This is a genomic window from Erythrobacter sp. HKB08 (assembly GCF_004114695.1).
GTDB lineage: Bacteria > Pseudomonadota > Alphaproteobacteria > Sphingomonadales > Sphingomonadaceae > Parerythrobacter_A.
The window spans coordinates 1,861,618-1,874,381 of the sequence record NZ_CP035310.1 but is presented as its reverse complement, the minus strand read 5'-3'; the positions used below and the strand labels follow the sequence as shown (position 1 = coordinate 1,874,381).

12 protein-coding genes are annotated in these 12,764 nt (G+C 62.7%); 5 read left to right on the top strand and 7 right to left on the bottom strand.

Annotated elements, in window-relative coordinates; translation table 11 throughout:
• Positions 1 to 18 precede the first annotated feature (18 nt).
• Genes EO245_RS09035 through radA form a run of 3 tightly spaced genes read right to left on the bottom strand, consistent with a single transcriptional unit; the run spans position 19 to position 2,365 of the window.
• Positions 19 to 459, bottom strand: a complete 441-nt coding sequence (locus tag EO245_RS09035) for an iron-sulfur cluster assembly scaffold protein (RefSeq protein ID WP_128892611.1) — start codon at positions 457 to 459, stop codon at positions 19 to 21.
• A 3-nt stretch (positions 460 to 462) separates the two neighbouring features.
• Positions 463 to 987: a CvpA family protein gene (locus tag EO245_RS09030; RefSeq protein WP_128892610.1), complete on the bottom strand. Its 525-nt coding sequence runs from the start codon at positions 985 to 987 to the stop codon at positions 463 to 465.
• Between the two features lie 13 nt (positions 988 to 1,000).
• Positions 1,001 to 2,365: a DNA repair protein RadA gene (gene radA, locus EO245_RS09025; RefSeq protein ID WP_128892609.1), complete on the bottom strand. Its 1,365-nt coding sequence runs from the start codon at positions 2,363 to 2,365 to the stop codon at positions 1,001 to 1,003.
• 71 nt (positions 2,366 to 2,436) lie between these two features.
• On the opposite strand from radA, the gene EO245_RS09020 reads away from it, so the two are divergent.
• Positions 2,437 to 4,752, top strand: a complete 2,316-nt coding sequence (locus EO245_RS09020; RefSeq protein WP_128892608.1) for a patatin-like protein — start codon at positions 2,437 to 2,439, stop codon at positions 4,750 to 4,752.
• On the opposite strand, the gene EO245_RS09015 is transcribed toward EO245_RS09020, so the two are convergent.
• From EO245_RS09015 to dnaK, 3 genes are all read right to left on the bottom strand, one after another.
• A complete protein-coding gene (locus tag EO245_RS09015) occupies positions 4,749 to 5,642 on the bottom strand; it encodes an MBL fold metallo-hydrolase (RefSeq protein WP_128892607.1) in 894 nt (297 codons plus the stop codon). The two genes, EO245_RS09020 and EO245_RS09015, sit on opposite strands and share 4 nt — an antisense overlap.
• Before the next feature lie 59 nt (positions 5,643 to 5,701).
• Positions 5,702 to 6,829 carry a molecular chaperone DnaJ gene (gene dnaJ, locus EO245_RS09010; protein WP_128892606.1) on the bottom strand — a complete coding sequence of 376 codons (1,128 nt, stop codon included), beginning with the start codon at positions 6,827 to 6,829 and terminating at the stop codon, positions 5,702 to 5,704.
• Positions 6,830 to 6,897: 68 nt separating this feature from the next.
• Positions 6,898 to 8,829: a molecular chaperone DnaK gene (gene dnaK / locus EO245_RS09005; protein ID WP_128892605.1), complete on the bottom strand. Its 1,932-nt coding sequence runs from the start codon at positions 8,827 to 8,829 to the stop codon at positions 6,898 to 6,900.
• Between the two features lie 167 nt (positions 8,830 to 8,996).
• Here dnaK and EO245_RS09000 point away from each other — a divergent pair, with 167 nt between their 5' ends.
• From EO245_RS09000 to EO245_RS08990, 3 genes are read left to right on the top strand one after another with little or no spacing between them, the layout of a single operon-like run.
• Positions 8,997 to 9,476, top strand: coding sequence for a copper chaperone PCu(A)C (locus EO245_RS09000; protein ID WP_128892604.1), 480 nt, complete (start codon positions 8,997 to 8,999; stop codon positions 9,474 to 9,476).
• A 38-nt stretch (positions 9,477 to 9,514) separates the two neighbouring features.
• Positions 9,515 to 9,988 carry a vgr related protein gene (locus EO245_RS08995; protein ID WP_128893524.1) on the top strand — a complete coding sequence of 158 codons (474 nt, stop codon included), beginning with the start codon at positions 9,515 to 9,517 and terminating at the stop codon, positions 9,986 to 9,988.
• Positions 9,985 to 10,557, top strand: coding sequence for a hypothetical protein (locus EO245_RS08990; RefSeq protein ID WP_128892603.1), 573 nt, complete (start codon positions 9,985 to 9,987; stop codon positions 10,555 to 10,557). Before EO245_RS08995 ends, EO245_RS08990 begins: the two co-directional genes overlap by 4 nt.
• Here EO245_RS08990 and EO245_RS08985 read toward each other — a convergent pair whose 3' ends face one another.
• A complete protein-coding gene (locus EO245_RS08985; protein WP_128892602.1) occupies positions 10,558 to 11,364 on the bottom strand; it encodes a hypothetical protein in 807 nt (268 codons plus the stop codon). It abuts the gene before it with no gap.
• Positions 11,365 to 11,557: 193 nt separating this feature from the next.
• On the opposite strand from EO245_RS08985, the gene EO245_RS08980 reads away from it, so the two are divergent.
• Entirely contained in the window at positions 11,558 to 12,721 is a 1,164-nt protein-coding gene (locus EO245_RS08980; protein ID WP_128892601.1) for an indoleamine 2,3-dioxygenase, read from the top strand.
• The last annotated feature ends 43 nt before the right edge of the window (positions 12,722 to 12,764 follow it).

Below are 12,764 nucleotides of genomic sequence, written 5' to 3'. Positions count from 1 at the left end.
GCTTATCGGGAAAGCGGTCTAGCGAGGCGACGGGCCATTGGAAAGCGCGGCAATCGCGGCCTTCCACGGCAGAAGGATCGCATCATGGCGTGCAGGATACTCACGCGCATGTTCGAGCAATTCGATACGTTTGATCCGCGGCGTGGCACCGCCGCTTCGTAGCCAGCCCTCAAGCTGGCGCTGTTCGTCTTTTAGCTCGTCAAGCGACTTGCCCTTGGCGGCTGCGGCGAAAATGGCCGCTGCGGCCTGTCCGATTGCACAAGCCTTTACCGAGATCCCGATCTCGCTGATCTTCCGATCCGGACCGGGACCAATTCCCACATCGACGGTCGAACCGCAGCTTTTCGAGCGCGCCTCGCCTTTCAGTTCGAGGTCCGATGCATTTGGATAATTCGCCAGCTCGACCGCCAGCGCCAGGATCGTCGGTGTGTAGAGCTTGTCAGCAGCAGACGCCGCCATGGCTCAATTCTCGGCCGCTTCCTGCTCGGCACGCAGGCGCGTGCGGCGCTCCTCGACCATCTGGACCAGCGCGTCGGTCGATGCATTGACCACCGGATAGGTGCGCGCAGTCGTGATCCAGGCCGGACGACCCGCGATACCCCAGACCGTGTCGTAGCCGAGGACCAGCAAGGAGAAGGCGATGACCACGATCAGCGCGCCCTTGATCGCGCCGAAGCCGAAGCCGAGCACGCGGTCGATCGGACCGAGAATCGAGTTGCGCGATGCCTCACCGACCCGGCCCGCGATAAGCTTCATCGCAGCATAGGGAATGAGCAGCAGCAGGACGAAGGCGAGAATCGCCGTCGGGATGCTTGCGCCGGTATAGGGTGCGAGTGCCGAATAGAGCGGCGTATGCAGGTAGTGGATCGCGAAAATCGCGAGGATCCACGATGCCAGAGACAGCACCTCCTGCACCAGTCCGCGCATGAAGCCGCCAATTGCCGCAACCGCGACAATACCCAATACGATGATATCGAAACCCGTCATGTCCGCCGCTGAATTAAGCCGATGCCATTACTCGGTCAACGAGATTGGCCAATTGCTTGAGAGAACGGTAGTTAAGACCGGCTGAACCATCCGCATCCCCTGGCCCATATCCCACGCCGAAACCCAGCTTCGCAGCCTCGCGCATCCGCACCCCGGAATGGGCGACTGGGCGGATTTCCCCGGCGAGCGAGACTTCTCCGAACCATACGCTGTTGGTTGCGAGCGGTTTATCGGCAAGCGCCGAGACGAGCGCAGCAGCAACCGCAACGTCCGCTGCAGGATCCGACAGGCGATAACCGCCCGCGACGTTGAGATAAACTTCTGCGGAGCTGAAATTCAGACCGCAGCGCGATTCGAGAACCGCGAGCAGCATGGCCAGGCGGCCGCTGTCCCAACCAACCACGGCCCGCCGAGGTGTCGCACCCGATTGCAACCGGACGATGAGCGCCTGCACTTCGACCAGCACCGGGCGCGTCCCTTCGAGCGCCGGGAAGACCGCGCTACCGGCGAGCGGCTCGTCACGCCCGGACAGGAACAGCATCGACGGATTGCCAACTTCTTCGAGCCCGCTACCCGCCATCGAGAAAACGCCGATCTCGTCGACCGCGCCGAAGCGGTTCTTGAGAGCGCGCAGGATGCGGTACTGATGGCTGCGTTCCCCCTCGAAGCTCATCACTACGTCAACCATGTGTTCGAGCACGCGGGGGCCGGCGATATTGCCGTCCTTCGTGACGTGTCCGACGAGGACAAGTGCCACCCCGTTTTCCTTGGCGTAGCGGATCAGCTCGAACGCGCATCCGCGCACCTGGCTGACGGTGCCGGGCGCGCCCTCGATCGTGTCGGAATGCATCGTCTGGATCGAATCGATCACAAGCAATGCCGGCGGCTCGCTCGCGTTGAGCGTCGTCAGGATGTCGCGGACCGAAGTCGCAGCCGCCAGTTTGATCGGAGCATCGGCAACGCCGAGGCGCGAGGCGCGCATCCGCACCTGCCCGGCCGCTTCCTCGCCGCTGATATAGACTGCAGAGCCGCCATCCTTCGCGATCGTCGCAGCCGCCTGCAGCAGGAGCGTCGACTTGCCGATACCCGGATCGCCGCCCATCAGGATTGCCGAACCGGGGACCAGACCGCCCCCCAGCGCTCGGTCGAACTCCGCAAGGCCGGTCGGCCTCCGCTTCAGCGGTTCACCCGGTTCGTCCAGCGCCTCGAATTCCACCTTGCGGCCGCCGCTCGACAAATCGTGCTTCTGCGAAAAAACGGTCGCCGGCGCGTCCTCGACCAGCGTGTTCCATTCCGCGCAATCGGGGCACTGCCCCTGCCAACGCGAGGAAATCGAGCCACAATTCTGGCAGACGAAACGCTTCTTGGGCTTGGCCATGTCCCCAGCGGTAAACAGAACATAGGTGGAACGCAATTGCCTTCACGAGTTTTGCCCGCCACAAGCAAGGCATGCGGCAGAAAGAGCTCAGGATTGCACTGGTTTGCTATGGCGGTGTCAGCCTGGCGATCTACATGCATGGCGTCACGAAGGAGCTCTGGAAGCTCGCGCGATCGAGCAGGTCGTTCCATGCGCGCGAACCCAAGAGCAGCGGTGTACAAGGCGTTTACCGCGAGCTGCTCGAGCATATCGAAAGCGACTGCGACCTGAAGTTGCGCGTCCTGCCGGATATCCTTTCCGGTGCGAGCGCAGGCGGCATCAATGCGGTTTTCCTCGCCCAAGCGGTCCATTCGGGCCAGTCGCTCGAGCCGCTGACCGACCTGTGGCTCGATACGGCGGACGTCGATCGCCTGCTCGACCCCGATGCCCGCCCGGTGTGGAAATTCGCCAAGTTCTGGGCGACGCCGATCGCGTGGTGGCTGTTCAGCCGGCCGGGCAATGTGGTCTCGGAAAGCGTAGCCCCCGAAACGCGGGACGAAGTGCGCCGCAAGGTCTCGCATTTCGTCAGGTCGCGCTGGTTCCAGCCACCCTTCTCGGGCGATAATTTCTCAGGTCTCCTGTACGATGCGTTCGAGGCGATGGCGCAGGCTCCGGTCGAAAAACCGCTCCTGCCGCCCGGCCATCCGATCAACCTTTTCGTGACCGCGACCGACTTCAAGGGGCACCGCGAATTGCTCCGCCTCAACAGCCCTCCGGTTGTCGAGGAGACCGAGCATCGGATGCCGATCGAATTCTCTTCGCATTCCTCCGGCGAAGGAGGCAGCGACATCGCCAACCTGCTCGAACTGACATTGGCAGCAAGGGCAACGGCGAGCTTCCCCGGGGCCTTCCCACCCCTCACCCTTGCCGAAATCGACCGGCTAGGAGAACAGCGCGGGCGTGACTGGCCCGGCAGGGAAGATTTCCTCGGCCGCGTGATGCCCGCCCATGTGCGCAACGACGACACGCACAAGGTCTCGCTGATCGACGGCTCGGTGCTGGTCAACAAGCCGTTCGACGGCGCTATCCGCGCGCTACGTGGGCGCCCTGCCCAGCGCGAAGTCGACCGGCGCTTTGTCTATGTCGACCCCCGACCCGACCGCTTCGGCTCCTTCCGCGAGAATGGCGACAACGAGGTGGGCTTTTTCGGAGCGATCCTCGGCTCGTTGTCGACGATCCCTCGTGAACAGCCCATCCGCGACAACCTCGAAGTGCTCGAGCGCCAGACGCGCGAAGCGGAGCGCTTGCGGCAGATGGTCTCCGCCCTGCGCGGCGAGGTCGAGGAAGCGGTCGAAAAGCTCTTCGGGCGAACCCTGTTCCTCGACCGGCCCACGACCAAGCGGCTCGTCACCTGGCGCAACAAGGCGCAGGAGCAGGCTGCCTTCGATGCGGGATACGCATTCCAGTCCTATGCGCAGGTCAAATATGCCGGCATCCTCGAAGACCTCGCAGCGATCACCTTGCGCGCCGCCCCTGTCCTTGACCTGCCGGATCATGCGCCCATAGTCGATGCATTCCGCCGCACCCTCGATGATCGCGGGCTCGCGTCGCTGTCCGGGCGCAAGGGCGGTGCCAGCGGCGAGGCCATCGCCTTCTTCCGCGCGCACGACATCGGTTTTCGCCTGCGTCGCCTTCGCCTGTTGATCCGCCGCCTGTCCCGCGAATGGGAAGCCGATCCGGAGATCGACGACGAGGAAGTCGATCGCGCTCGCGGGCTGATCTACCAGATCCTCTCGCTCTACGACGAACGGGACGAGATCGATGCGCTCGGCGAGGACTTCGGCGAGCTGGCGGCCAGGGTGATGGAAGACCCGGGTGCGGTCCTCGATGCGCTGGCCGAAAGGCGGCTCTTGCCGGCCGTCGACCAGGAGGCGGAGGAGCGACTGTCCGAAGCTCTCGCGCAAATGCCACAGAACTTGCGCCGCAAGATGCTCCTGACCTACCTCGGCTTCCCGTTCTACGACATCGCGACCTTGCCGCTGATGGGGCAAGAGGGGCTCACTGAATTCGACCCGATCAAGGTCGATCGCATCAGTCCCGACGACGCCCGCTCGATACGAGAAGGCGGTACGAGGGCCACGCTAAGGGGCATCGAGTTCTACAATTTCGGAGCGTTCTTCAGCCGGACTTATCGCGAGAACGATTACCTCTGGGGCCGACTTCACGGCGCGGAGCGGATGATCGACATGGTCTGCTCGACTGTCGGCAAGCCGATCGCCCACAAGGATTGCCTCGCCTTCAAGCGCCGCGCCTTCCACGCCATACTCGACGAGGAAGCCGGGCGCCTGACCACGGATCCTTCGCTGATCGAGACGATCAGGCGCGAAGTGGAAGAAAGGCTCGGCTAGAGGCTGGCGTAGATCGCTGCGACGAAAGAATCGGCACTGATGAAGCCTTCGCCCCGGTCGAACCCGGCAAGAGGCTGCGCGGCGACCGCTTCTTCCGAGGTTGCGCCGCCGTCCTTGAGCGCGCGGACACGTTCGACAGCATCACCGATCATCGCGCGATAGGCGACCAGTTCCGCCTTATTCGACATCGGACCATGGCCCGGGATGACCTTCGTCTCATCGTCGATCATGCGGATTACAGCATCGAGCGTGTTCATCGCATTGATGACATTGCCGCCGGAGCGGATGTCGATGAACGGATAGCCTGGTATCTTGAAGTAGAGATCGCCCATGTGGACGACATTGTCCTCGCGCCAGAAGACCACGCTGTCCCCATCGGTATGACCACCGCCGAGGAACATGACGTCCACGGTGTCGCCATTGAGATGCATGGTCACACCCTGCCCGTAGGTGACTACCGGGAGCGCTTCCTTGGCGGCGGGCGGGATCGGTCGATCAGCCTCCGGGCGTCCTTCCGCGAGACGGACCCTGACATTGTCCTGCGCGAAGATGGTCGCGCCCTTCTTGCCGAGATTTTCGTTACCGCCGGTGTGGTCGCCGTGCCAGTGCGTGTTGATGAGGAAGCTGACGGGCTCTGCGCCAAGTTCTGCGACGGCCGTCTCGATCTTGCCGGTCAGCGGGGCATACTGGTCGTCGATCAGGATCGTGCCGTCTTCGCCGTAACTCACACCGATATTGCCGCCCGCGCCGTAAAGCACGGCGATCCCGGGTGCGATGCGTTCGATGCGGATTTCGACCTCGTCGAAATTGCGCTGCGCCTGCGTGGGTGAAGCGAGTGCGGCCGCGCCGAATGCGGCTCCGGCGAGAAGCTTGAACGAAGTGCTGGTCATGTCAGTCCCCTTTCGCGCGCGACGCTAGACAGGGGGCCGGGATAAGTCGAGCAGGCTCGTCAGCCGCCGAAAGCCTCTTTCACCTTGCCGAAGAAGCTGCGGCTCTGCGGGCATTCGTCGCCGGTTTCCGTATCGCGGAACTGTTCGAGGATGGATCGCTGTTCCTTGGTGAGCTTGGTCGGCGTTTCGACCGCGATCTCGACAACCATGTCGCCGCGCCCACGACCCTGCAGGACGGGCATGCCGCCGCCGCGAACGCGTAGCTGCTTGCCCGACTGGATGCCGTCGGGAATGTCGACCTTGTTGGTCTCGCCGTCGAGCCCGGGGATTTCGACGCAGCCCCCGAGGGCCGCCTTGGTGAAGCTGATGGGAATGCGCGTATGTAGCGTCGTGCCTTCGCGCTCGAATACCGGATGCGGCTTTACATGGATGAAGATGTAGAGATCGCCCGGAGGCGCGCCACGCGGACCTGCCTCGCCCTTGCCCGACAGGCGGACGCGGGTGCCGGTATCGACGCCGGGTGGGATTTCGACTTCGAGTTCGACGGCCTTGTCGACACGGCCCTCGCCGCGGCAATCGCCGCACGGGTCTTCGATAACTTCGCCGCGGCCATGGCAATTGGGGCACGGACGTTCGACGACGAAGAAGCCCTGCTTCGCGCGGACTTTTCCGTAGCCGTTACACAAGTTACACCCACGTGTACCGGTGCCCGGCGAAGCGCCGCTGCCGTTGCAGGTATCGCAAGTTTGAGAGACTTCGACTTCGATCGCAGTCGACTTGCCGTGAAACGCCTCTTCCAGCGTGATCTGCATGTCGTAGCGAAGGTCGGCGCCGCGACGGGCACGTTGCTGGCCCGCAGCACCACCGCCGAAAGCACTGCCGAAGATCGTTTCGAAAATGTCGCCGATATCGCCGAAGTCGGCACCGGCGTGGCCTCCGCCAAAACCGTTGCCCTGCTGGAACGCGGCATGGCCGAAGCGGTCGTATGCCGCGCGCTTCTGAGGGTCCTTCAGGACCTCGTAGGCTGCGCTCACCGCCTTGAATTGCGCTTCGGCTTCGGCATCGCCCGGATTGCGGTCCGGGTGATACTTCATCGCCAGCTTGCGATAGGAGGACTTGATTGCCTTGTCGTCAGCGTCGCGGCTGACTTCGAGCAGCTCGTAAAAGTCGATTTCGGTCGAAGACATAATGCGATCCCAAACCTAACCGCCGCCGACGCGGATAGCATCGACGGCGGTTTCGGTTATCACCGGGCTTAGCCCTTGTTGTCTTCGTCGACTTCGGAGAATTCGGCGTCGACCACTTCTTCGTCGGCGTCGCTCGAGGATGCTTCGCCCTCGCCCGCGTCGCCCGAAGCCGCGGCGCTGGCCTGCTCCTTCTCGTAGATCTGCTGGCCCATCTTCATGGCCGCGTCGGTCAGCGCCTGTGCCTTCGCATTGATGGCGTCGACGTCGTCGCCTTCGAGAGCGGTCTTGGCTTCAGCCAGCGCCGTCTCGACAGCCGACTTGGTATCGGCATCGACCTTGTCGCCATGCTCTTCGAGCTGCTTCTCGGTCGCATGGACGAGGCTGTCGGCCTGGTTGCGGGCTTCTGCCGCTTCCTTGCGCTTCTTGTCCTCGTCGGCGAACTTCTCGGCATCCTGGACCATCTGCTCGATGTCGGAGTCCGAAAGACCACCCGAAGCCTGGATGCGGATCTGCTGTTCCTTGCCGGTGCCCTTGTCCTTCGCGGAGACGTTCACGATGCCGTTGGCGTCGATGTCGAACGTCACCTCGATCTGCGGGACACCGCGCGGAGCGGCCGGGATACCGACGAGGTCGAACTGGCCGAGCATCTTGTTGTCCGCCGCCATCTCGCGCTCGCCCTGGAACACGCGGATCGTCACGGCCTGCTGGTTGTCTTCGGCAGTCGAGTAGGTCTGCGTTTTCTTGGTCGGGATCGTCGTGTTGCGATCGATCATGCGGGTGAAGACACCGCCGAGCGTCTCGATACCGAGCGAGAGCGGGGTCACGTCGAGCAGGAGGACATCCTTGACGTCGCCCTGGAGGACGCCCGCCTGGATCGCAGCACCCATGGCAACGACTTCGTCCGGGTTCACGCCGGTGTGCGGCTTCTGGCCAAAGAATTCTTCCACGATCTCGCGGACCTTCGGCATGCGGGTCATGCCGCCGACGAGCACGACTTCGTCAACGCCGCCCTTGTCGATACCGGCATCGGCCAGAGCCTTCTTGCACGGTTCGAGAGTGCGCTTCACGAGGTCGCCGACAAGCTGCTCGAGCTTCGAGCGGCTGATCGTTTCAACGAGGTGCAGCGGGGTCGATGCGCCGCCTTCCATGCGCGCGGTGATGAAGGGCAGGTTCACTTCGGTCGACTGCGAGCTCGAAAGCTCGATCTTGGCCTTTTCGGCAGCTTCCTTGAGGCGCTGCAGGGCAAGCTTGTCGGTCCGGAGATCCATGTTCTCCTTCTTCTTGAACTCCTCCGCGAGGTATTCGACGATCGCGCTGTCGAAGTCTTCACCGCCGAGGAAGGTGTCGCCGTTGGTCGACTTCACTTCGAATACGCCGTCGCCGATCTCGAGGATCGAGATATCGAAGGTACCGCCGCCAAGGTCGTAAACGGCGATGGTCTTGCCGTCTTCCTTGTCGAGGCCATAGGCGAGCGCGGCAGCAGTCGGCTCGTTGATGATGCGCAGGACTTCGAGACCGGCGATCTGGCCGGCATCCTTGGTCGCCTGGCGCTGGGCGTCGTTGAAGTAGGCCGGAACGGTAATGACCGCCTGCTTCACGTCTTCGCCGAGATAGCTTTCGGCGGTTTCCTTCATCTTCTGGAGGATGAAGGCCGAGATCTGCGACGGGCTATATTCCTCGCCGCCAGCTTCGACCCACGCGTCGCCGTTCTTGCCCTTCACGATGTCGTACGGGACGAGGCCCATGTCCTTCTTGGTCATGGGATCGTCGAACCGGCGACCGATGAGGCGCTTGATCGCGAACAGCGTGTTGTCAGGGTTAGTGACCGCCTGGCGCTTTGCCGGCTGGCCGATGAGGCGCTCGCCATCCTTGGTGAAGGCGACGATCGAAGGCGTGGTGCGCGCGCCTTCCGAATTCTCGATAACCTTGGGCTTGCCCCCGTCCATCACGGCAACGCAAGAGTTGGTGGTGCCGAGGTCGATACCGATAACTTTGGCCATTATTTCCCCATTCCGTCTTCAAATGTTGGACGCTGCACGCTTCACACCCCGGGATCGGCGATGCTCCTCGGCAGCTCGAATATGCTGGCGATATAGGTGCGGTTTTTGTTGGCACAAGGGATGCGCGCAGCTAGTTTCCCAAGTCGGAACAGGGAGAATATTCCAACATGACGAAGAGCATTTTTGCCGGGCTCGCACTCGGGATCGCTAGCCTCGGCCTCGCCTCGTGCGGCGAAACCGCCCAGGAAGCCGTCGAAGCACCCGATGGCGTGCCGGGTCTCGAAATCACCAATGGCCGCATGGTCCTGCCCGCCGTCGAGGGCAATCCGGCAGCGGTATATTTTGACCTCAAGTACAATGCGGATCGGGGCTTGTCGCTGAGCCGCGTGGACGTGGCTGGCGCCGAAAGCGCGATGTTCCACGAATACAAGGAATGGGCCGGCCGCATGGAAATGGGCGAGAGCAACCCGCTCCCCCTCACCAACGGGACCGAGTACAAGTTCGAGCCGGGCGGCCGTCACGTCATGGCGATGAATGTTTCGCCCGAACTCCAGCCCGGCGGCACGACCGAAGTTACCGTGTTCGTCTCGGGCGGCGACAAGACCAGCTTCCCGGTCGACATCCTCGCTGCCGGCGACGAGCGCTGACGGCAGAAACGACACACGATCCGGCCGCTTTCTGCCCGATCGGCGGAGAGCGGCCGCTTACCGCGGGCGAGGTCGAACTCGCCCGTAGCGTTTTCGGAGATGCGATAGATTACGCCGCGGTCATGATCAGGCGGCGCAAGTGGTTTCCGTTCCAGCCCCGCAAGGTGACAATGGCTCCGCGCGGGCACATCCACTTCCATCCGCATGGCGAAAGCTATTGCGAGGATTTCTCCAAGGCCGGCGTGATCCGTCAGGGCCTCTTCATTCACGAGATGGTCCATGTCTGGCAGGTCCAGACAAAGGGGCGCTGGTGGCTGATCTTCAACCGCCTTCCGTGGGAGCGATACGACTACAGCCTCAAGCCGGGCTGGCCGCTGACCCGCTATGGTGTCGAGCAGCAGGCCGAGATCGTGAAGCACGCTTTCTGGGCACGCAACGGAGTGAAGATCGCAGGCGTTGCCGACAAGGCAGCCTATGACATGCTGGTGAGGTTTCCCGGAGCGGCCAAGTGACCGAATTCGAATTCGTTTTCATTCTCTACGCGCTGCTGCTCGGCCTTTCGCTGATCGAGCTGCTTGCCGGCATGGGCCGAGCGCTGGAACTGAAATTCGCAAGCGATGCAGGTGGCCAGAAATTCTCCATCGGATGGCTGACGCCGGCGCTTGCCGTCTTCGTCATGCTCGACCTGCTGAGCTTCTGGGTTTTCGCATGGATAGTCAGGGGCTTTCTCAGCGTCACTCCGCTTACCCTGCTTGCCGTCATGGCTTTCGCGGCGGCCTATTACCTTGCGGCGAGGCTCGTATTCCCGACCGAGCCCGATCGCTTCGCAGACCTCGATACCCACTACATGCGGGTCAAACGGGTCATCCTCGGCATTCTGATCGCACTCGTCGCCGTGCAATGGACCTACTTGCTCACCATCGTCGAAATCCGGGCGGCACTCCTCACGCCGCTCTCCGTATCGATGACCCTGGTTCTCGTGGGCCTGATGGCCGCGACGATGTTCGTCCGGAGCAAGACGGCCAATCTGGTCCTGCTGGGATTGCTGATCGCCAGGTACATCATCGTCTACATGATCTGATCACTCGACCGGGCGAGTCATGTCCGGGCGCGGCTTCTCGTCGAAATCGAACTCGTAGGCACCGATCCGCGCCTCACCGTTCCGCCGAAGATAGGTGAACGAAATACGCGCCTTGTCGCGCGCGTTCTCGAATGTGCCGGCGAGGGTCAGGAGGCCGCGGCCATCGATGTAGGCGTCTTCCATCTCTGGTGTCTCGTTCGCGAGCACCAACATGCGCTGACCCAGTGGCTGCGCATCACGAAACCCCTGCCCGAGCGTCTCAGCCGTCGCCTGCTCCAGCCAGCGATCGAGGAATATCTGAGGATTGTCCTGCATGAGTGCCGTCGCCAGCTGGCGCGTATCGGATTGGATCATCGATTGCTGCTCTTCGAGCGTCGGCAAAGGCGGAGCGCCAGAGTCGCCGCCCACACCGCTACGGCCGCGCTCGATGAAGGTGATGCGCCAATCCTCGCCTTCCTTCACGAGGCTCAGGGTAATCGGAATCTTCGCTCCCGAAGCAGTCGTCACGCTGCCTTCGACAGTGCCGATATCGTTCTCGATCGAGCGGGACGACCAGCTTGTGTCGGTCACTTCGTCGAGACCGTTTCGCTCAAGATACTGCTGCAACCCTTCGGCACTCAGCGTACGCTGCAAATCCTTCGATGTGAGGGCATGGGCCGCTTCGTAGTCGCCCTCGCCTGCTGCGGCGAAAAACTCGTCCGCTGCATCGGTCACTCCGCTCGTAGCCCAGAAGATTGCGCCGACCAGCAATGCGATGACCGCTATGCCCGCACCGATGCCCAGAACCACTTTGTGCCAAGTCTTCATCCACCCCTCCCATCTGTGAGGCGACCCGAAAACCCGGCGCTCTGGCGGCGCGTTGGCAGGAACCCTACCACCGCTCATCCACAGGGACCATCCCCGAAAACCGTAGCGTCACTTGAGGCATCTGGTTTCAAGCGATACCACTTCGCCTCATGACCGGGCGGCCCAACCCGCGCCCGGCATAGGTCACTTGAAAATGGAGCTGAAAGACTACGGATTGTCGCGTGAGCGCGGCTACCTATCGCATTACGAAATCGACGAAATCACACTGCCGGACCTGTTCGCGCCGATCATCGAAGCGGCGGACAAGCTGTCCGACCTTTTGACCAGCGGCCGAGTCCGCCACTGGCTCGATGCACTGCCAGACCCGCAGATCGGGACCTGGGTGCAAAACGCTCCCGAAGAGGAAGTGCGCACCGCAATGGTCCACTACTCCTTCATCGTGCAGGCCTATGTCTGGGGCGAGGACGAAGCGCCCAAGAGCCTCCCGGCCAATCTCGCGCGCCCGATGGTGGCGCTGGCCGACCGGCTCGGCCAGGCACCGCTACTGCCGTACTCGGGCTATGTCCTCGACAACTGGTACCGCATCGACAAGAACGCGCCGGTCACGCTCGACAACATCGGCATGCACCAGAACTTCCTGGGGGGAGCGGACGAGAACTGGTTCGTGCTCGTCCATGTCGCGATCGAAGCCGAAGCCGGCGTCCTGCTCGACAATGCAGCGCGCCTCGTGACGGTCGCCAAGGAAGGCAACGAAGCGGAAGCGACGCGCCTCCTGCGCGAAATGGACGAAGCGTGGGAGCGTATCTACGGCCACTTCGCCCGGATGCCGGAACGCTGCGATCCGTACATCTACTTCCACCGCGTGCGCCCGTACATCCACGGCTGGGCGAACAACCCGGCGCTCGATGGCGGACTGATCTACGACGGTGTCGAGAAGTACGAAGGCAAGCCGCAAGCACTACGTGGTCAGACCGGCTCGCAGTCGAGCATCGTGCCGGCGATGGATGCCCTGTTCCAGGTCGGCCACAGCGACGATCCGCTGAAGTCCTTCCTCGATGAGCTGCACCACTACCGTCCGGTACAGCATCGCCGCTTCATCGAGGATCTCGCCGCGCAGTCGACGCTGCGAGATTTCGTCGCGGCCTCGTCGAATGCAGAGCTGAAAGAGGCGTTCAATGCATGCCTCGAGCAGTCGGCACGCTTCCGCACTCGGCACCTCGAATATGCCGCGAGCTACATCAACAAGCAGGCAGGCAGCATTGCGGGTAACGACCCCGATGTCGGAACCGGCGGAACGCCCTTCATGCGGTACCTGAAGAAGCACCGCGACGAGAACAGGGAACAGCTGGTTTCCTGATGGAAGAAGGCGGGGTCGCGAACGGCCCCGCCTTAATCTTCCA